Origin of the sequence: Halorubrum aquaticum (assembly GCF_900113615.1) — an archaeon.
In the GTDB taxonomy this organism is placed as follows: domain Archaea; phylum Halobacteriota; class Halobacteria; order Halobacteriales; family Haloferacaceae; genus Halorubrum; species Halorubrum aquaticum.
The window spans coordinates 297,571-317,594 of sequence record NZ_FOPZ01000001.1; the positions used below are offsets into that span (position 1 = coordinate 297,571).

Sequence of the window (20,024 nt, forward strand, 5' to 3'; positions counted from 1 at the left end):
GGGGACGGGTCAAGAGCGTTGGAGGTCGTTCCGATCGCGTGGGAGGGAGGAACCGATCGCTCCCGGCACCGAGACGGCTCAGTCGTCGGCGGGTTCGGGGTCGTCGCCGGCCGGCTCGCCGCCGTCGGAGACGGTGACGGCGATGTCCGCGGCGGCGGCCTTGTACTCGGGGATCTTCGCGCGGTCGTCGAGCACGTCGTTCGTGAGCCGGTTCGCGGAGGCGGCCGCGAAGTGCGGCGTCGTCCAGACGACGCCCTCCTTGATGTCCTCCGTCACCTGTGCTTTCACCTCGATCTCGCCGCGTCGCGACCGGAGCGTCACCATGTCGCCGTCCTCGATCCCGTAGCTCTCGGCGTCGTTCGGGTGGACGTCGACGAAGTTCTCCGGGTGCTGTCGCGAGAGCGTGGGCGAGCGCCGGCTCATCGTTCCCGTGTTGTAGTGCTCCTCGAGCCGCGCGGTGGTGAGGATCAGCGGGTACTCCTCGTCGGGGACCTCCGCGGGCGGCTGGTGGCGGACGCCCTCGATCTGCCCGAGCCCGCTCTCCGTGTCGAAGGAGTCCTCGTAGAGGAACTGGTCGCCCTCGTCGCCCTCCTCGTAGCAGGGCCAGTGGAGCCCCTCCTCGCCGAGCCCGTCGTAGGTCATCCCGTGGTAGATCGGACAGACCTCCCGCAACTCCTCGAAGACGGCCTCCACGTCCTCGAAGCGGAACTCGTCCTCGCTGAAGAGGCGGCTACCGACCTCCATCAGGATCTCGAGGTCGTGTTTGGTGTTCTCGTGGACCTTCTCGACCCCGCGCATCCGCTGGACGCGGCGGTCGGTGTTGGTGACGGTGCCGCCGCGTTCGGCCCACGTCGTCGCCGGGAGGACGACGTCGGCGAACTCGGCGGTCTCCGTCATGAAGATGTCCTGAGCGACCATGAACTCGAGCGATTTCAGCCGCTCCTCGACCTCGTTGCCGTCGGGCTCGCTCATCACGGGGTTCTCGCCCATCACGTAGAGACCGTGGACCGAGTGGCCCGCCTCGTGGGAGATCTCGACGTTGGTGAGTCCGGGCTCGTCGGGTACCTCGAAGCCCCAGACCTCCTCGACCGACTCGCGGGCCTCGTCGTCGTCGACGAGTTGGTAGCCGGGCAGGACGTTCGGCATCGCGCCCACGTCGCTCGTCCCCTGGACGTTGTTCTGTCCGCGGAGCGGGTTGACGCCGGTGCCCGGCTTGCCGAGGTTGCCCGTGATCAACGCGAGGTTGATCTCGTTCTGGACGTTGTCGACGCCGCAGGTGTGCTGGCTCATCCCCATCCCGGTGAAGATGGCGGCGTTGTTCGCCATCGCGTACTTCTCGGCGGCGAGCTCGATGTCCTCGAGCGGGACGCCCGCCTCCTCCGCGGCTTCCTCCTTGTCGAAGTCCGCGAGCGTCTCCTTGAGGTGCTCGAACCCCTCGGTCCGCTCCTCGATGAAGTCCTCGTCGATCCAGCCCGCGTCGGGCTCGGCCTCGTGGCGCTCGAGGATCGTCTTGAGCACGACGTTCAAGAGCGGGATGTCGGCGCCCGGATTCAACTGGAGGTGCATGTGGCGGTCGGTCTCCTCGATGTCGAACGAGCGCGTGGTCTTGTTGGCGTGGGGGTCGACCTGGATGACGGTCGCGCCCTCCAGGACCGCCTGTCGGAAGTACTGGCTGTTGGCGATCGGGTGCTGCTCGCCGGGGTTCGCGCCCTGGATCCAGAACACGTCCGCGGCCTCCTCCAAGTCCTCCATGCTGTTCGTCATCGCGCCCGCGCCGAGGCTGGTCCGGAGCGCCCAGACGGTCGAGGCGTGGCACATCCGGGTACAGTTGTCGACGTTGTTGGTACCGTATCGGCGCGCGAGCTTCTGGAGGAGGTAGTTCTCCTCGTTCATCGTCTTCGAGGAGCCGTAAAAGCCCATCCCGTCGGGGCCGTGCTCCTCGCGGATCCGCTCCATCTCCGAGACGATCCGGTCGTAGGCCTCCTCCCACGTCGCCTCGCGGAACTCGCCGTCCTCCTTTATCAGGGGTTCCGTGAGTCGGTCCTCGTGGTCGATGACCTGCGTCGCCGCGCCGCCCTTGATACAGATCCGGCCCTCGTTGACCGGGGCGTCACCCCACGGCCTGAAGTTCACGTCGCCGAGGTCCTCTCCCTGCTGTATCTGGATCCCGCACCCGACGCCACAGTACGGGCAGATCGTCTTGACCGCGTCGTCCCCTTCACTGGACATTCCGATCACCCGCTCGGAGCGTGTTCATGTGTCACGATCTATGCCGCTAGTTCCATGAGTGTGTCGGTGGCGCTCCTTTTTCCGAACCGATCTCCCGAGAGACCGGGTCGGATCCGGTCCGATCAACACCCACCTTTTTCTCGTCGGGTTCCGCCGCTCACTACGTTCGCTTCGGGAACCACTCCTCGAAAACCCTGGAGGGAAAAAGCCGACTCCGCCGTCTTCGACGGCTCCGTCGGTGAACCGCTCGCTTCGCTCGCGGATGCTCGATCCCCACTGTTCAATACAGTCGAAACAACGACCGATTCTGCTGTGCTGTGGCGCGCCTCGAGTGGCCCGAAGGGCCGCGAGGAGCCCGCGAGGGACGCTGCGAGCGCTTGGAAAGCGCGAGCAGCGAGGCTGGGGAGGTCTGAGGTGCGGTCGCGGGGAGGGAGAGACGCAAAGAGGCAGTCGAGAGGACGCCGCAGGCGACGTAAGGACCGCAGGGAGCGAACACAGTGAGCGACCGAGGACCACAGCGAGCGTGCGGCGTCCTCTCGGCTGGGGCTTTGGATGTGTTCACCGCCGAAGTAGCGATCTCATCCCGAACGACTTGATCGTTCTATAAGCACACGACGTGTCGCGACGCGTCTCGTCCGAAGGATTCACCCGCGTCTCGGACTCCGTCTCCCGGCCCGATCCGTCGCGCGGAAGCGTTAGGTGTGCGGCGACCGACCGCGACGACATGGAGCTCTCGCGAGCCGACGTCGAGGCCGCCCTCGAGGCGTATCGGTCGACGGAGCCGCTGTACACCGTCGAATCCGAGGCCGTCGAGACCATGCCCGACGCGTTCCGGAGCGGCGAGTACGGCCGTCGGGACGCCCAGTGGGTGGTACGGTGGTACGGTCGTCGGTACCTCGGCGACGAGCCGGCGGACATGGACCGCAGCCGACGGGAGGACGCGTTCGAGGGAGCCGACTTCGAGGCGGTTCGCGACGCGATCTCGACCGCGGTCGAGGCGGATCGCGGGGCGTACGGAGCGGCGATCGACGCGCTGACCACGCTGCCGGGCGTCGACCTCCCGGTCGCTTCGGCGTTCCTCGCGTTCGTCCACCCGAACCGGTTCGTCGTCGTCGGCCCCGACGAGTGGGCGGTCGTCCGTGAACTGACGGGTCTCGAGGGGACGTACCCGGACCCGCCCTCCATCGACGAGTACGACGAGTACCTCGCGGCGTGCGACGAACTCGCGGAACGGTGCGAGATCGACCCGTGGGAGGTGTACATGCTGGTCTGGCGGCGTCGAACGGAACACGCCGAGCCGTGACGTGACTTCGTGGAGCGGGGTTCGGCCTCCCGGGTCGGTCGGATCTCAGGCCCTGAGCCACGCCTTCGGGTGGTCCTCCCTGAGATGTCGCTGGTAGGCGCCGATCAGCTCCGGATAGGAGTCGGCGACGGCGTGCCAGCCGCAGTGTTCACACTCCCGTTCGACCCCGTCGTCGCCGTTCCGGACGTATCCGCCCCGCCGATAGCTCACCATGTCCTTCCCGTTCCCCGCGTGAGAGTCATTCGATCACATGGAAGCGCTCGAAAGGTTTGAACCTCGCGGCGCGATCGGCGGTCCCGCCGTCGACTCGTCACACGACGTCGGTCCATCGACGATCCCGGTCCGTTCCATCGACGATATCGATCCATCGGCGACACTATTGCTATCGATCGTTACAGTATTGTTAATGGTAACTGACTTGTAAATAGACTTACGTCACATGCTGCCCACTGTTGTCATGGATCACTTATGAAAGCAGTAGTGTACCAGGGACCGTACGAGGTCGCTGTCGAGGACGTGGAGGAACCGGAGATCGAACACCCGAACGACGTAGTCGTGGACATCACGACGTCGTGCATCTGTGGATCGGACCTCCACATGTACGAGGGCCGAACCGCGGCCGAGGAAGGGATCGTCTTCGGCCACGAGAACATGGGGATCGTAAGCGAGGTCGGCGAGGCCGTCTCCACGCTCGAGGAGGGCGACCGCGTGGTGATGCCCTTCAACGTCTCCTGCGGATTCTGTCAGAACTGTGAGGAGGGATACACCGGCTTCTGTACCAACGTCAACCCCGGATTCGCGGGCGGCGCGTACGGGTACGTCGCCATGGGACCGTACCCGGGCGGACAGGCGGAGAAGCTCCGCGTCCCGTACGCCGACCACAACGCGCTGAAGCTGCCGGAGGGACGCGAACACGAGGACGCGTTCTCGCTTCTCGCCGACATCTTCCCGACGGGATGGCACGGCACCGAGCTGGCCGACCTCCAGCCCGGCGAGTCCGTCGCCATCTTCGGAGCCGGTCCGGTCGGGCTGATGGCCGCCTACAGCGCCAAGATCAAGGGCGCGGCCGAGATCTACGTGGTCGACCAGGTTCCGAGCCGGCTCGAGTTGGCCGAGGAGCACTGTGACGCCCACGCGATCGACTTCTCGGAGGGCGACCCGGTCGATCAGATCCTCGAGGAACACGGCGGAATGGTCGACAAGGGCGTCGACGCGGTCGGGTACCAGGCGACGGACCCCGACGACGTCGACACCGACACCGAGGACTACTCCTACCAGCCGGCCAAGGAGAACCCGGCGGTCGTGATCAACAACCTGATCCGGGTCGTCCGGCCGACGGGACAGCTCGGCGTCCCCGGGCTGTACGTTCCCGAGGACCCCGGTGCGCCCGACGACATGGCCGCGCAGGGTCGACTCGGCATCGACTTCGGGAAGTTCTTCGAGAAGGGCCTCAAGTGCGGAACCGGCCAGTGTAACGTGAAGGCGTACAACCGGTACCTCCGCGACATGATCATCGAGGGCCGCGCGGACCCGAGCTGGGTCGTCTCCCATCGGGTCGACCTCGAGGAGGCCCCCGAGATGTACGAGGCGTTCGACGCCCGCGAGGAGGGCGTCACGAAGGTCCTGCTCGAGCCCTGAGTCCGGTCGACGCGTCGTCGATCCGCGACCCCGTTCTCACGTTTTTTCGACCCGCCAACGCTTATCACTCACCGACGCGTTTCCCGATACATGTGCCAATACTGTAACTGGGCGTTCCACGACGGGTGGGGCGAACTGCTCCAGTACGACGAGGTGTACCAGTCCGCCGTCGGCGCCGAGACCGAGTCGACCCACGGCTTCCACGAGGACTGGGACGACCTCCAGGCGGAACTCGGGATCTGAGGCGGCTCTCGCGACCGCGATCGAGACGGCGACCCGGCGGTGTTCGACGGTCCCGCGGGACCGGTACGTTCGGATACGGATCCCTCCGGAGACCTCATAGCAGGTCCTATACACGGAACGCGACACCGACGAGCCATGACCCGATCCGACGACCCGGAGCGGTCGACGGCCGACGCGGGGGAGGCGAGTCGGGCGACCGAAACGTCCGAGACGTCCGACGCGACCGGGACGCCCGTCGCCCGCCGTCGAACCCTCCTCGCGGGGACCGCCGGGATCGCGACCGCGGGAGCGGTCGGGCTCGCGTACACGGACGGCGGGTCGCGCGAGCCCGACCCGGAGACGACCGGGACGATCGAACCGCCCGATCCCCCGTCCGGGGACGAACCCGCGCTCATCGCCCACCGCGGGTTCGCCGGCGAGAACCCGGAGAACACGGTCGCGGCGGTGGAGGCGGCCGCAGGCCGCGACGTCCCCGAGGACCGACGGGCCGACATGGTCGAAGTCGACGCCGTCGCGACCGCCGACGGCGACGTCGTCGTCTTTCACGACGACCGGCTCGCGGAACGTGCCGGCGGCGCGCTCGGACTCACCGACGCCGAGGGCGTCGTGTGGGAGACGGACACCGAGACCGTCACGAGCGCCGAGGTGCTCGGAAGCGGCGAGACCGTGCCACTCCTGCGCGAGGTGCTCGAGGCGCTGCCCGCCGACGTCGGCGTCAACGTCGAGTTGAAGAACCCCGGCCGCGGGGACCTGCGGTTCGCCGAGAAGCTCTCGGGGGACGAGCTGGCCGACCGAACCGCGATCTGGCGGCCGTTCGTCGACCGCGTGTGTGCGGTCCTCGACGACTACGGCAACGAGGTCCTCCTCTCGTCGTTCCACGAGGCCGCGCTGGCGGCGAGTCGCGAGACCTCGTCGTACGCGGTCGCGCCGATCCCGTACGAATCGGCCGAGGACGGTCTCGCGATCGCGCGGGCGTACGACGCCGAGGCGATCCATCCGCCGATCGACCTGATCCGCGGAACGCCCTTCGCCGCCGAGACGGAGAACGCGGGCGTCGACCTCGTCGAGACGGCCCACGAGGAGGGTCGCGAGGTGAACGTCTGGACGGTCGAGACGTGGTACGAGGCCCGGTGGCTCGCCGGCGTCGGCGTCGACGGGGTCATCGCCGATTACGCCGGGCTGCTCGAGGGATGGCCGTGACCCGCGAACACGCGACGACGCGGGTCGACCGGGAACGGAGCCATATATATCGCTCCGTACGTCTCGAATCGGTCCGTACGGCTCTTAGCAGAGGCTTTTAGGCGGCTTTCGTCACCTTCGGTCGCATGACGTCGAACAACGACTCGACGCGCGGGATCTCACGCCGAAACACGCTCGCCACCGCCGGAGCGGCGCTGGGCGCGATGACCGGGCTGGCGGGATGTATGGGCGGGAGCGGGGGGAACGAGGCACAGTTCTCGCCGATCGCCGACGAGCTGACCGTCTGGCACGCAATGGGCGGGACGAACGGCGAGACGCTCGATTCGATCGCCGCCGACTTCGAGGAGGAACACGGGATCGAGGCGAACATGGAGTTCCAGGACTCCTACGAGAACGTCCTGACGAACACCCTCGCGGCGTTCGACTCGGGGAACGTCTCGGACATGCTCCAGGTCGACAGCCTGTTCGCCCAACAGGTGTTGGACACCGATCAGGTTCGGCCGGTCGCGGAGATCCTCCCCGACGACTTCGACACGGACGTCTTCCTCGACAACGTGGCCGAGTTCTTCACGGTCGACGGAGAGCTCGCCTCGCTGCCGTTCAACAACTCGAACGCGATCATGTACATCAACCGCGACGCCTTCGAGGAGGCGGGTCTCGACCCCGACGACCCGCCGAGCACGCTCGCGGAGGTCAGGTCCGCCTCCGAGACGCTCGTCGACGAGGGCGTCACCCAGTACGGCATCACCTGGCCGAACCACGTCTGGTTCGTGGAGACGTGGTACGGCTTCGAGGGAGAGCTCATGACCGACGCCGAGAACGGCCACGCCGGCGACCCTTCGACGTTCTACGCCCCCGACGCCGTCTACGACCTCTACGAGTGGTGGAAGGGGATGGCCGACGACGGCCTCTACACCAATCCGGGGATCGAGGCGTGGGGCGAGGCGACCTCGCTGTTCATCGAAGGGGAGGCCGCGATGGTCCTCACGAGCACCGCGTCGGTCGCCGGACTGATCGCCGACTCCGAGGACTTCACCGTCGACGCCGCCCCGTATCCGAGCATCAGCGACACCCGGGTGGGGCCGGTCATCGGCGGCGCGTCCTTCTACGTTCCCGAGGGACTGCCGGAGGACCGATACGAGGAGATCGGGGAGTTGCTCCGGTACATGGCCCAACCGGAGGTCCAGACGGAGTGGCACAAGGGGTCGGGGTACTACCCGATCACTCAACCCTCGGTCGACTCGCTCCGCGAGGAGGGGTGGTTCGAGGAGAACCCGATGTACAACGTCGCGCTCGAACAGCTCCAGAACGGCGACGCCTCCGACCCCGCCACGAAGCGGGCGCTCCTCGGTCCGGCCCGAAACGTCCAGACGGTGATACAGGACAAGTCGGTCGACGTCGTCAACTCTGACGACATCGGTTCGGAGATCGAGGCGATGAAATCGGAGGTCGAGTCCGTGCTGACCGAGTACTACGAGTGATCGAGACCCACGGCCCACATGTCCACACGAGAGATATTCGACGGTCGACTGGAGGCGGCCCTGCTCCTAGCGCCGACGCTTCTCGTCTCGGTCGTCTTCCTCTATTACCCGACCGCGCTCGCGTTCCGGACCAGCCTCTTCGATTCCGGCTTCGGCCGAGCCGAGGAGTTCGTCGGCCTCGAGAACTACCTCACGCTGTTGGGGAGTTCCGCGTACCACTCCAGCGTCGTGATATCGGTCGTCTTCGCGGCGCTCGTGGTCGCCGGCACGATCGCGGTCTCGCTGTATCTCACGTTCCTCATCCACGAGGTCGACACGGGACAGGGGTGGTACCTGATCTCCGTGATCTGGCCGTACGCCCTCCCGCCCGCGGTCGCCGCGCTCGTGTTCCTGTTCGTTTTCCACCCGACGCTCGGCGTGCTCACCGGACCGATCGAGGCGCTCGGTCTCGAGGTCGACTGGTTCAACGACGGCCCGCAGGCGTTCCTCGTGGTGTTGCTCGTGGCGATCTGGAAGCAGATCGGGTACAACGTGATCTTCATGATCGCGGCGATGAAGAACATCCCGGACGCGCTCACGGAGACCGCCGAGCTCGACGGCGTCGGCCGGCTCCACCGGCTCGTCTCGGTGTACGTCCCGATCATGACCCCGACGCTGTTCTTCCTCGTCATCATCAACACGATCTACGCGTTCTTCGGCACGTTCGCGTTCGTCGACCTGCTGACGAGCGGCGGACCCGCGAACGCGACGAACGTCCTGATATTCGACCTCTATCGCGAGGGGTTCTCCTTTTTCAACTTCGGGGTCGCCTCGACGAAGTCGGTCGTGTTGTTCCTCGTCGTCGCGGTCCTGATGGTGATACAGTTCAGACTGACCGAGGAGTACTCCTACTACGGAGCATGAGACGATGAGCGCGATCCAGTACACGAAACGTCGGTTCGAGGCGTTGAGACGAGCGATCGGCGGAGACGACGAGGAGGAATCGGCGGCGCTGACCGGGTCCGAAGAGAGCGTCGGGGTCCACCTCCAGCTCTGGTTACTGGTCGGGATGGTGGCCTTCCCGATCCTCGTCGCGGTCGTCGTGAGCACCAAACAGCAGGGGATCGTGACGAGCCTCCCCGATCTCGTCCCCGGGACGTACGCCGTCGAGAACTACCGGGAGGCGATCGTCGACTACGGCTTCGGCCGGTTCATGTGGAACTCGCTTCTGATGTCGGTCGTGGTCGTCGTCGGGAAGCTCGTGATCTCCGTGCTCGCCGCGATGGCGATCGTCTACTACCGGGTCCCGTACAAGGACCTCGTCTTCCTGTTCGTGCTGTTCACGCTGTTGTTGCCGGTGCCGGTCCGGTTCATCCCGCTGTTCCAGCTGATCAACGACCTCGGCTGGGGAAACAGCCTGCTCGCGATCACGGTCCCGTACCTCGCGAGCGCGACGACCGTCTTCATCCTCCGGCAGCACTTCCTCTCCATTCCGACCTCGATCGTCGAGACGGCCAAGCTCGACGGCGTGGGACCCGTGAAGTTCACGCTTCAGGTCCTCGTTCCGATGTCGAAGGGCGTCCTCGTCGGCGTCTCGATCATCATGTTCGTCTACGCGTGGAACCAGTACCTCTGGCCGCTGGTGATCATCGACTCGGAGGCGAACCAGGTCGCACAGGTCGGCTTACAGCTGCTTCAAGGCGACGTTCAGGGGGGACAGCTCTCCTGGTCGCTCGTGATGGCCGGCTCGGTGCTGACGCTTCTCCCCCCGCTGGCGCTCATGGTCCTCTTCCGGAAACCGCTCTTGGAAACGTTCGCGATCCAACAGAAATGACATGACAACGATAACCCTAGAGAACCTCCGCAAGGAGTTCGACGACGTCGTCGCAGTCGACGGGCTGGACCTGACGATCCGGGACGGCGAGTTCCTCGTCGTCGTCGGCCCGAGCGGCTGCGGCAAGAGCACGACGCTCCGACTGCTTGCCGGACTCGAGACGGCGACCGACGGCGAGATACGCATGGACGACCGCGACGTCACCGGCACCGAGCCGCCGGAACGGAACGTCGCGATGGTGTTCCAGAACTACGCGCTGTACCCGCACATGACGGGGCGACGAAACATCACGTTCGGCATGAACGCCGGCGGGTCGTTCACCGACGAGGAGATCGACCGGCGCGTCGCGGAGGCGGCCGAGACGCTCGACATCACCGGTCTGCTCGATCGAAAGCCACAGGCCATGTCCGGCGGGGAGCGCCAGCGCGTCGCGCTCGGGCGAGCGATCGTCCGGGACCCGGACGCGTTCCTGATGGACGAGCCGCTCTCGAACCTCGACGCGAAGCTACGGATCCAGATGCGTGCGGAACTCACGCGGCTCCACGCCGAACTGGGCACCACGACCGTCTACGTCACCCACGACCAGACGGAGGCGATGACGCTCGGCGAACGGGTCGTCGTGATGGACGACGGCCGGATCCAGCAGGTCGACCCGCCCCAGTCGCTGTACGATTTCCCGGCGAACCGGTTCGTCGCGGAGTTCATCGGCGACCCGGCGATGAACATGATCGACGTGGCGGTCGAGGGGGGAGTCGCGGTCCACGACGCGTTCCGGATACCGCTACCGGCGGGGAACGCGGCTGGCGAGACCGGGAGCGAGGCCGAGTCGCTCGCCGATCCCGATGCGGGCGATCGCCCCCACGCGGTCCTCGGAATCCGACCCGAGGACCTCCATCCGGCCCGCGAGCGGCCCGATCTCGGCGAGACCGAGTTCGACGCGACCGTCGACGTCACGGAGCCGCTCGGCGACAGCCTCCTCGTCCACTGTTCGGTCGGGGACGCGACCTTCAAGATGAGCGCCGAACCGCGGTCGTCGCTCGAGCCGGGCGGAACCGTTTCCGTGACCTACGACCCGGAGCGACTCCACCTCTTCGAGCCGGAGACCGGCGAGGCGTTCTACCACTCCGCGACCGCGCCCGCTCCGTCGGACAGGCTCGAACGGGTCGTAAACGATTGAACGGCGCGGCCCGGGTCGGGCGTTCGACTCCACCCGGTTCGCACTCAGATCGGGAAGACGTCCTCGACGGTCCGGTCGTCGCCGTCGGCGGTCCGGTCGTCGTCCGCTCCCCTCCCGTTTCCAACGGTCAAGTCGTCGAGCTCCGCCCGTAATCGACGCTCGTCCATGTCCTCCCCGATGAGGACGAGTCGCGTCCGGCGGTCGTCGTCGGGGTCCCACTCGCCGATCGGGCCGGCCTGGACCGACGGGCCGGCCTGACTCACGCCGATCACCTCCTCGGAGTCCGCGACGGCGACGAACCCCTTCGCGCGGATCACGGAGCCGTCCCAGTCGCCGAGCCAGTCCGCGAACGGTCCCGCGGCGAGGGGGTCATCGCTGCGGTAGACGAACGAGTCGACGCCGTGGGCGGCGGCCGCGCCCTCGGCGTGGTCGTGTGCGTGACCGCCGTGTGCGTGGTCCTCGTCGTCGCCGCCCTCCGCCTCGCTCTCGGCGATGGCGCGCTTCCAGCCGGCCGAGCGCTTCGCCTCCTCGAAGTCGAACCGCCCCGTGTCGAGCACGCGCTCGGGGTCGACCTCGGAGTAGGTCGTCCGGATCCGCTCGGCGCGGGGGCCGAGCCTGTCGGCCACCGACTCGATCCGGTCCATCACGTCGTCGGGGACCATGTCGGTCTTGTTCAAGAGCAGGACGTCACAGAACTCGATCCCCTCGACGAGCACGTCCGCGAGGGGCCGGTCCGCGCCCGCGCCGGCGTTCGCACCGCCGGGTAGGTCCTCGCCCGCGTCGAACTCCTTCCAGAACCCGTAGCTGTCGAGGACGGTCACCATCGTGTCCAGCCGGAACCGCTCCGTGGGGTCGATCTCCGACCCGTCGGTGCCCTCGAGGAACGCTCGCGCGACCGGGACCGGCTCGGAGATCCCCGAGGACTCGACGAGGAGGTAATCGAACTCGCGGGAGTCCGCGAGCGCGTCCGCCTCCGTCAACAGGTCGTCCTGAAGCCGGCAGCAGATACAGCCGTTCGAGAGGTCGATCACGCCCTCCTCGTCGTTCTCTCTCGCGATCAGTTCCGCGTCGACGTTCACCTCGCCCATGTCGTTCAGGATCACGGCGATCCGTCGGTCGCCCGGGTTCTCCAGCAGGTGGTTCACGAGCGTCGTCTTCCCGGCGCCGAGGTACCCGCTGAGGACGGTGACGGGGATCCGATCGTCGCGTGTCATGCGTACTCGTACCCAACCGTGCCGGCAGTATGAAACGATCGATCGGTCGGATCCAGCGCGGGGGCCGAGACATATCCCTCCGGATACCGGCGATGGACGGCGTTTGTGAGACGTTTATGTGTCTCGATCGGTTAGGGTTGACACCGAATGGTCTCCCCGTTCGACGTGTTGGACCTCGACGAGGACGCCGAGGACGATGACGTCGAACGGGCCTACCGCGAGCGGGTGAAGGAGGCGCACCCGGACACGGGGGGGGTCGGTCGAGGAGTTCCAACTCGTCAGGCGGGCCTACCGGGAGCTGTCCGAGCGCGACCTGAACGGTACGGGAACGAACGGAGCCGACGGGGACGATCCCGCCGATATCGACCTCACGGAAGGGGAGGGACGGGGATCGATCCGCGTGGAGTTCCTCGATTACGAGGCGATCGCCGACCGCGGGTGGGACCTCGAGGACGCCGACCTCTTCGCGAAGGCGGCCGACGCCGACCTCGCCCCGGCCGACCACGGTCGCCTGCTCGTCGAACCCGACGAGAGCCTGCTCGAGGCCGCCGAGAACCGCGGGTTCTCCTGGCCCTTCTCGTGTCGCGGCGGCGCGTGCGCGAACTGCGCCGTCTACCTCGTCGAGGGCGAACTCTCCCAGCCCGCGAACCACATCCTCTCGGAGGAACACGCGGAGCGCGGCTTCCGGCTCTCGTGTAACGGCTATCCGCTCTCCGAGGAGCTGAAGGTCGTCTTCAACGTCAAACACCTCCCGGAGCTCGACGAGCTCCGACTGCCGCCCGGCCCGTTCCGGCGGGCAGCCTCGGAGTGAAAGGGACCCGGCCGCGAGGGGATCGCGAAGGACGGGTATTCGTCCTAGAACTGCTCGGCGATGGCGGCGACGACGGCGTCCTCGACGGCGTCGCGCTCGCCGGAGAGGAAGCCGATCTTCCCCTCGCGGAGCCCGGCGGTCGAGACGTCCGCGGCGGGGGCGATCTCGTCCGCCCGGGCGGCGACCTCCCGTACCGACAGCTCCGCGGTCGACCGGACGTACAGCTCGTCGGTGCCGATGCCGACCGTGGCGAGCGGGTCGCCGTTCGCGTGCCGCCGGTGGAGGTCGTCGAGAAGCAGCGGCGTCGGCGGGAAGTCGAACCGGTGGGTGTACTCGTCGGTGTCGAGCAGCGCGAACTCGACGCCGTCGACGGACTCGGTGACGACGTTGGCGCTCGCGGTCTCGATCTCGGTCTCGAGCTTCTCGCGGAACTGCTCGGAGACGTGCGCGGCGAGGTCGCCGCCGTCCTCGAACAGCAGGTCGGCGATGAGCTCGCGTTTGTCCTGATACGACTGGTAGTACGCCTCGAGCGCGACCGCCTCGCGAAGCTCCGCGATCCGCTCGCGGTCGTAGCCGGCGTCGTGCGCGAGGTCGACGTACCGCTCCGGCGCGTCCGCCCAGTAGCTCACGGCGGGCAGGTGGACGAGGTCCGAGCGGATCTCGTCGTTTATCGCCGACGCGAGCGACGCGACCAGCGCGCCCGTCGAGAGGTCGTCGTCGACCTCGGCGAGCTCCGGCGACACGAGGGTGTCGACCTGATCGCGCGTCTCGGGGTCCGCGACCGCGGCGTCGACGACGACCGCCTCCACGCCGTAGACGGAGAGCAGGTCGAGCCCGTCGGCGGATTCGACGGTCGAGCCGGTGCCGACGAGCAGGAAGAGCGGGAGCTTCTCGTCGTGGCGGTCCCGGTCCTGGAGCATGCGGGTGACGTCGTTCGTCGCCGCGTCCATGTCGTAGACGGGCTCCTCGGTCGGCCGGCGGGTGAAGTAGTGGTACTCCGCGTCGCTCTTGGCGTGCTCGTCGCGGATGAGCGGGAGCACGGCGCGCTCGACGGCCGCGCCGGCGACGTAGCCGTCGGCGGTGGCGGGGTGACGCACCACGATGGGTCGCGACTCGAGAACCGCGCGCCGGACGGCCTCGGCGGCGTCGAGCAGGCCCTCGCCGAGCCCGGCGACCGCCTCGTCGCCCGCGAGCGGCTGGAGCCCCTCGGGGCGGGCCTTCGCGGTGAGCGCCTCGGCGAGTCGGCGGCGGACCGCCTCGGCGTCCTCGCCCTCGAGCACCGCGAGCGCCTCCGTCTCGACCTGGATGTCGCCGCGACGGCGTTCGACCTCCCCGTCGATCCGGATGGCGTCACCGACCTCGACCTCGGGGTACGCCCGGACGCCGGGTTCGACGAACGCGGCCGCGTCGACGACGCCGGTCGCGTCACGGAGCTCGAAGATCGTCGGACCACCCGTCTGGTGTGTGCTCACGACCTCGCCCTCCAGCCGCACCGTCTCGCCGACGAGGTCGCCGAGCGTCTCGACGTCGACTCGCTCGTACTCCGCGTCCGGTTCGTTCGCGTCCGATCCGGTCTCGTCCTCCGCGTCCGATCCGGTCTTGTCCTCCGCGTCCGACCCGGCCTCGTCCTCCGCGTCCGACTCTTCGATCTCCGGCTCCGCCGACGCTTCCGCGTCGTCGGGAGCACCGACGGTCCCGTCGACCGTTTCGGAGTCGTCCGCCTCCTCTGCGTCCTCTGTATCCTCCGCGTCCTCCGCGTCCTTCGCGTCGTCCGAGGAACCCGTCGCCTCCGTCGCGTCGGGCTCCCCGGAGCGCTCATTTCCCGTGACGTCGCGGGTCGCGTCGGGCTCGTCGTCCGCGGCGTCTCCGGTCTCCGCGTCGGTGTCGTCCGCGGCGTCCGCGCCCTCGTCGTCCTCGTCGGGAACGTACTCGGTCTCGCCGTCCTGGACGAGCGCTCCGCGGAACTCGCGGTCGGCCTGGCGGATCGACCACGACAGGTCGATGTTGCCGTTGTCCCGCACGCCCTTCACCTGGACGAACACGTCGTCACCCGGCTCCCACTCGAGGCTGTCGAGGCGCTTGTCCAGCTCCGATCGGTGGAGCAGTCCCGTGATGCCGGGCGCGAGATCGATGAAGACGCCGAACTCGGCGTAGCCGTCGACGACGCCGCGGTAGAACCGGTTCGCGACGAGCTGATCGGGGTTGTCGCCCCGGAAGTCGAAGACCACGTCCTCCTGGTGTGAGCGACAGATACGACCGCCGCCGTCGACGTCGACGCCACAGATGATACAGGATCCCATTTGAGTGTCTCGAGTGTCTCACGCCTAAAACGGTTGTCGAAAGCCGTCCGGACGGGAGTCGTTGGCATCCGCCGCGCCGACGAGTCCGGCGGCGAGCCAGTCGCGAGTCGATCGGCGAGTGGGCCGACGAGTCACCCGCCGAGGACCGTCCGTACCGCGGACACGACGCGATATCCGATCCCGTATCCGAAGGTCGCCGCCGGGAGCCCCGCGAGGAGCGTCCGGAAGGGGGTCGTTTCGTGAACGATCCGAAACCCCCGCAACAGCAGTAGCGTCGCGTATCCGCCGCAGACGACTCGGAGCGTCGGAACGGCCGGACCCGCGAGCGCCATCGGCGCGCTCGCGTACGCGACCACCTGAACCGTCTCGCTCACGCCGCCGCGGTCACGGAACGCGAGGCCGCCGGCGACCTCCAGGCTGGCGATCACGAGCGACACCGTCGCGACCGCGGCGGTCAGGTGGAGCCCGACGGGGGCCGCGAGCGCCGTGACGAGCAACACCACGACGGCCGCGGAGAGGGCGTCGTTCCCGGCGATGGGCGGCACCACGGCCGGCTCGGTCACGACCCAGCCGAGGGTGAAGACGCCGGCGACGGCCGCGGCGAACGTCAGTCCGGGCGCCTGGTCGCCGGGGGCGATGCCGTTCGCGAAGAAGCGGCGCGGCCGGACCAACACCTCGACCCACGCGCGTGCCAGTCCCCGAAGGCCGCGGTCCCGACCGCCCTCCGGCCGCTCGATCCACGAGTTCACGCCGGACGATACGGGGTCCCCGAATAACGGGGTTCCGGTTCGGTCGCCCGCCGACCCGCCGTTATCCGGACTGATAGCCGGCGGGTAAACCCTTATATCGTCCCCGGCGGAGCGGGAGACGAATGAGCGGGTATCGGGACGACGAACGGGGATTCGCGCCGATGGCGGGGACCGGCGTGCTCGTCGGCATCGTGGTGTTGGTGTTGGCGGTCGTCGGTGCTGCGGTCTTCGGGCTCATCGACGGGGTCGCCCCGCCGGACGCCGAGTTCGAGGTCGAACGGGAGAACGGGAGCCTCGTCGTCACCGCGGTCGGCCCCGAGCCGGTCCCGGCCGAGGAGCTGTACGTCCGCGGGGAGGACCCCGACGGCTCGGTGACGTTCGGAGGCTGGCCCGGCGAGGGCGTCGTGCGGCCGAACGACCGGGTGGCGGTGCCCAACGCCACCGGCGACGAGACGGTCGAGGTCGTCTGGGAACCGGTGGCGTTCGACCGCAGCGAGACGCTCGGGAGCTACGAGCCCGAGGAGGACTCCGAGATCGACGAGTGGGCGGAGGAGAACGGCCCGGCCGCCGCTCCGGTCGCCGCGTGATCGGGCGGGTTACTCGACCGAGACCCACTCGCCGCGCTCGTCGGAGCGTTCGATCGCGTCGAGGGTTCGCTGGACCTGATACCCCTCCTCGAACGACGGCGAGAACTCGCCGCCCGCCGCGACCGCCGAGAGGAACTCGTAGTTCTCGTGGACGAACGTGTGCTCCCAGCCGAGCACGTGGCCCGGCGGCCACCAGTGGTCGACGTAGGGGTCCGACTCGTCGGTGACGAGCACCGTCTCGTAGCCGCGGTCGCCCTCGCGGAGCACCTCGAGCTCGTTCAGCCGCTCGAGCGAGAACCGCAGGCTCCCCTTCGACCCGTGGACCTCGACGGTGTGGTCGTTCTTGTGGCCGGTCGCGAACCGCGAGGCCTCGAAGGTGCCCATCGCGCCGGACTCGTAGGCGACCTGCGCGGAGAACGCGTCGTCGACGGTCACGTCGCGGTACTCCTCGACGTTCCCGTCGTCGTCGAGGACGGGCCGCTCCTCGACGAACGTCTCGAGGTGGCCGGAGACGCGGTCGATCCCGCCGACGGCGTCGCCGACGAGGAACCCGGCGAGGTCGATCGAGTGCGCGCCCAGGTCGCCGAGCGCCCCGGACCCGGCGAGGTCGGCGTCCATCCGCCACGCCCAAGGCGCGTCGGGGTCGACGAGCCAGTCCTGGAGATATCGCCCGCGGACGTGGCGGATCTCGCCGATCTCGCCGTCCGCGATCAGGTTCCTCGCGTGTTGGATCGCCGGGACGAACCGGTAGTTGAACGCGCAGCCGGAGGGCACGTCGGCGTCGGCGGCCGCGTCGCGCATCCGTTCTGCCCCCTCGAGGGTGGGTGCAAGCGGCTTCTCACAGAGGACGGGGACGCCCGCCTCCAGCGCGGCGACCGACGGCTCGACGTGGACGTGGTTCGGTCCGAGGTTGTAGAAGACGTCGACCGCCTCGATGGCGTCGGCCCAGTCGGTCTCGGTGTGTGAAAAGCCGAACCGGTCGGCCGCCTCCGCGAGGGCCTCCTCGTCGCGCCCGACGAGCGTGTGCCGCTCGATCGCGGGCGCGTCCGGGAAGAACATCGGGAGCCTCGCCATCGCGTTCGCGTGTGCGTTGCCCATGAATCGATACCCCAGAACGCCGATCTTCAGTGGTTCGTCGGTCATCGTTGTCGTGGGTTCGTCATCGCTGTCGTTGTCGTGGGTTCGTCATCGCTGTCGTTGTCGTGGGTTCGTCATCGTCGTCGCGGTGATCGTTTTTCGCCCTCGCCCTCGTTCACTCCGCCCAGTACGCGTCGCCGGGGTGCGTCTCGAAGACGGCCCGCGAGAGCACGTCGACGGCCTTCTCCATCCCCTCGCGCGGGGAGGTGAGCGAGTCCTCGTGTTCGATCGAGAGCGCGTCCTCGTAGCCGACCATCCGGAGCGTCGAGACGAAGTCCTTCCAGTGGGCCTCGTCGTGGCCGTACCCGATCGAGCGGAACAGCCACGAACGGTCGGGCTCCTCGGTGTAGTCGGTGGTGTCGAGCACGCCCTTCACGCGGGCGTTCGACTCGTAGACCCGCGTGTCCTTGGCGTGGACGTGGTGGATCGCGTCGTGCTCGCCGAGGAAGCGGATCGCCTCCGTCACGTCGATCCCCTGCCAGTAGAGGTGTGAGGGGTCGAAGTTCGCGCCGACGCGCTCGTTCGTCGCCTCCCGGAGCGCGAGCATTCCGGTCGGCTCGTAGACGAGCATGTTCGGGTGCATCTCGATCGCGAGGTCGACGCCGTGATGGTCGGCGTGTTCGGCCAGGTCGCTCCAGTACGGGATCGCGACCTCGTCCCACTGGTACTCGTGGGCCTCCGCGTGCTCGGTCGGCCACGGCGCGGTGACCCAGTTCGGCGTCGAGTCGCCGGGCGCGCCCGCGGGCAGCCCGGAGAAGCAGGTGACGGTGTCGACGCCGAGCAGGTCGGCCAGCTCGATCGCCTCGCGCAGCTCCCGGTCGGCCTCCGCGGCGCGTTCCTCGTCGGGGTGAAGCGGGTTGTTGTGGGTCGCCAACGCGGAGACGCGCAGGTCGTGCTCGTCGAGCAGGTCGGCGAGCGCCGCCCGCTTCGACTCGTCAGCGAGGTACGCCTCGCGGTCGACGTGGTCCTCGCCGGGGAAGCCGCCGACGCCGACCTCGACCGCGTCGACGTCGATCCCCGAGAGGTACGCGAACGCGTCCTCGATCGATTCCTCACCGAGCGGAACGGTCAGTACGCCGATGTCCATGCGTGTGAATCTAACTACATCCCGAATAAACCTTTAGGATACGGTCGACATGGCGGGATCGACGATCGGGGGCCGAACCACATGAGGTTTTAACGGATGGAGCGTGTATGACGCCCATGGGAATCCTCTCGCGCGCCTCCTACGTCATCCGCTCCAAGGTGAACGCCCTCCTGAACCGGGCCGAGGACCCGACCGAGTCGCTCGACTACTCCTACGAGCAGATGCGCGACGAGCTCCAGGACGTCAAACAGGGGATCGCGGACCTCACGACCCAGAAGAAGCGTCTGGAGATCCAGAAGCGCAAGCTCGAGGAGAACGTCGAGAAGCACAACCGACAGGCGAGGGAGGCGGTCCAACAGGACCGCGACGACCTCGCGCGGAAGGCCCTCGAGAAGAAGAAGTCGAAGATGACCCAGATCGAGGAGCTGGAGGGACAGATCGCGAAGCTGAACGACACCCAAGATCAGCTCGTCGAGAAGAAGAACAAGCTCCAGAACCGCATCGAGGAGTTCCGCACGAAGAAGGAGACGATGAAGGCCCGCTACGAGGCGGCGGAGGCCTCCTCGCGCGTCTCCGAGGCGATGACCGGCGTCGGCGACGAGATGGAGGACGTGAGCCGTTCGATCGAGCGCGCCGAGGAGCGCACCGAGGAGATGGAGGCGCGCTCGGAGGCGATGGACGAGCTCGAGGAGACCGGCGCGTTCGAGGACGCGCTCTCCGATAAGGACAACATCGACCGCGAGCTCGACGAGCTCTCGACGAACAGCGAGGTCGACGCCGAACTCGAGACGCTCAAGGGCGAGCTCGGGAAGTCGGACGCCTCGAGCGGGGACGCGAACGGCGCGACCGAGAGCACGGACGAGGAGATCGACGCCGAACTCGACGATCTCCAGGCCGAGGTCGACGGCGCGGACCTCGAGGCGGACCTCTCGGACGACGACGTGGAGGTCGACCTCGAGGAGGACGTCGAGACCGACGTGGAACTCGAGGAGTCCGAGGTCGACGCCGACGAACAGCGGAGCTGAGGACGCTTTTCCGGGTCGTCCCTCCCCGTC

The 20,024-nt window shown here is 67.8% G+C and carries 17 protein-coding genes and 1 pseudogene; 11 read left to right on the forward strand and 7 right to left on the reverse strand.

The window, feature by feature from the left end:
- Nucleotides 1-78 precede the first annotated feature (78 nt).
- A complete protein-coding gene (gene fdhF / locus F3H10_RS01460; RefSeq protein WP_149783081.1) occupies nucleotides 79-2,229 on the reverse strand; it encodes a formate dehydrogenase subunit alpha in 2,151 nt (716 codons plus the stop codon).
- A 724-nt stretch (nucleotides 2,230-2,953) separates the two neighbouring features.
- Between fdhF and F3H10_RS01465 the strand changes: the two genes are divergently transcribed.
- Nucleotides 2,954-3,532 (forward strand): hypothetical protein, encoded by a 579-nt coding sequence (locus F3H10_RS01465; RefSeq protein WP_149783082.1) that lies wholly within the window; start codon nucleotides 2,954-2,956, stop codon nucleotides 3,530-3,532.
- Nucleotides 3,533-3,577: 45 nt separating this feature from the next.
- Here the strand turns inward: F3H10_RS01465 and F3H10_RS15885 are convergent, their stop codons facing one another.
- Entirely contained in the window at nucleotides 3,578-3,745 is a 168-nt protein-coding gene (locus tag F3H10_RS15885; protein WP_188127838.1) for a hypothetical protein, read from the reverse strand.
- A 255-nt stretch (nucleotides 3,746-4,000) separates the two neighbouring features.
- Between F3H10_RS15885 and F3H10_RS01470 the strand changes: the two genes are divergently transcribed.
- The 7 genes from F3H10_RS01470 to F3H10_RS01495 all read left to right on the forward strand — a co-directional run bounded on the left by F3H10_RS01470 (nucleotide 4,001) and on the right by F3H10_RS01495 (nucleotide 11,084).
- Complete coding sequence (locus F3H10_RS01470; RefSeq protein ID WP_149783083.1) at nucleotides 4,001-5,170, forward strand: glutathione-independent formaldehyde dehydrogenase; 1,170 nt, start codon at nucleotides 4,001-4,003, stop codon at nucleotides 5,168-5,170.
- Nucleotides 5,171-5,260: 90 nt separating this feature from the next.
- Nucleotides 5,261-5,413: a hypothetical protein gene (locus F3H10_RS15890; protein WP_185955725.1), complete on the forward strand. Its 153-nt coding sequence runs from the start codon at nucleotides 5,261-5,263 to the stop codon at nucleotides 5,411-5,413.
- 135 nt (nucleotides 5,414-5,548) lie between these two features.
- A complete protein-coding gene (locus F3H10_RS01475; protein WP_149783084.1) occupies nucleotides 5,549-6,613 on the forward strand; it encodes a glycerophosphodiester phosphodiesterase in 1,065 nt (354 codons plus the stop codon).
- Between the two features lie 293 nt (nucleotides 6,614-6,906).
- Complete coding sequence (locus F3H10_RS01480; protein ID WP_149783180.1) at nucleotides 6,907-8,094, forward strand: extracellular solute-binding protein; 1,188 nt, start codon at nucleotides 6,907-6,909, stop codon at nucleotides 8,092-8,094.
- Between the two features lie 18 nt (nucleotides 8,095-8,112).
- Nucleotides 8,113-8,997: a carbohydrate ABC transporter permease gene (locus F3H10_RS01485; RefSeq protein WP_149783085.1), complete on the forward strand. Its 885-nt coding sequence runs from the start codon at nucleotides 8,113-8,115 to the stop codon at nucleotides 8,995-8,997.
- A gap of 4 nt (nucleotides 8,998-9,001) precedes the next feature.
- On the forward strand, nucleotides 9,002-9,907 hold the full coding sequence (locus tag F3H10_RS01490) for a carbohydrate ABC transporter permease (RefSeq protein WP_149783086.1): 906 nt from the start codon (nucleotides 9,002-9,004) through the stop codon (nucleotides 9,905-9,907).
- A 1-nt stretch (nucleotide 9,908) separates the two neighbouring features.
- Nucleotides 9,909-11,084: an ABC transporter ATP-binding protein gene (locus F3H10_RS01495; RefSeq protein WP_149783087.1), complete on the forward strand. Its 1,176-nt coding sequence runs from the start codon at nucleotides 9,909-9,911 to the stop codon at nucleotides 11,082-11,084.
- 44 nt (nucleotides 11,085-11,128) lie between these two features.
- Here the strand turns inward: F3H10_RS01495 and F3H10_RS01500 are convergent, their stop codons facing one another.
- On the reverse strand, nucleotides 11,129-12,298 hold the full coding sequence (locus tag F3H10_RS01500; protein WP_149783088.1) for a CobW family GTP-binding protein: 1,170 nt from the start codon (nucleotides 12,296-12,298) through the stop codon (nucleotides 11,129-11,131).
- A gap of 147 nt (nucleotides 12,299-12,445) precedes the next feature.
- Between F3H10_RS01500 and fer the strand changes: the two are divergent.
- Nucleotides 12,446-13,109 (forward strand): annotated as a pseudogene (gene fer / locus F3H10_RS16485) (ferredoxin Fer).
- A gap of 44 nt (nucleotides 13,110-13,153) precedes the next feature.
- Here the strand turns inward: fer and F3H10_RS01510 are convergent.
- Both F3H10_RS01510 and F3H10_RS01515 read right to left on the reverse strand, forming a co-directional pair.
- Entirely contained in the window at nucleotides 13,154-15,409 is a 2,256-nt protein-coding gene (locus F3H10_RS01510) for an OB-fold nucleic acid binding domain-containing protein (protein ID WP_149783089.1), read from the reverse strand.
- Between the two features lie 131 nt (nucleotides 15,410-15,540).
- Complete coding sequence (locus F3H10_RS01515) at nucleotides 15,541-16,158, reverse strand: YIP1 family protein (RefSeq protein ID WP_149783090.1); 618 nt, start codon at nucleotides 16,156-16,158, stop codon at nucleotides 15,541-15,543.
- 122 nt (nucleotides 16,159-16,280) lie between these two features.
- Between F3H10_RS01515 and F3H10_RS01520 the strand changes: the two genes are divergently transcribed.
- Nucleotides 16,281-16,745, forward strand: a complete 465-nt coding sequence (locus F3H10_RS01520) for a type IV pilin (RefSeq protein ID WP_149783091.1) — start codon at nucleotides 16,281-16,283, stop codon at nucleotides 16,743-16,745.
- Between the two features lie 9 nt (nucleotides 16,746-16,754).
- On the opposite strand, the gene F3H10_RS01525 is transcribed toward F3H10_RS01520, so the two are convergent.
- The gene (locus F3H10_RS01525) at nucleotides 16,755-17,888 is read right to left on the reverse strand and encodes a Gfo/Idh/MocA family protein (protein WP_149783092.1); all 1,134 of its coding nucleotides are present in this window, start codon (nucleotides 17,886-17,888) and stop codon (nucleotides 16,755-16,757) included.
- A gap of 109 nt (nucleotides 17,889-17,997) precedes the next feature.
- Complete coding sequence (locus F3H10_RS01530; protein ID WP_149783093.1) at nucleotides 17,998-18,969, reverse strand: sugar phosphate isomerase/epimerase family protein; 972 nt, start codon at nucleotides 18,967-18,969, stop codon at nucleotides 17,998-18,000.
- A 116-nt stretch (nucleotides 18,970-19,085) separates the two neighbouring features.
- Here F3H10_RS01530 and F3H10_RS01535 point away from each other — a divergent pair, with 116 nt between their 5' ends.
- Nucleotides 19,086-19,994: a PspA/IM30 family protein gene (locus F3H10_RS01535; protein ID WP_149783094.1), complete on the forward strand. Its 909-nt coding sequence runs from the start codon at nucleotides 19,086-19,088 to the stop codon at nucleotides 19,992-19,994.
- Nucleotides 19,995-20,024 lie beyond the last annotated feature (30 nt).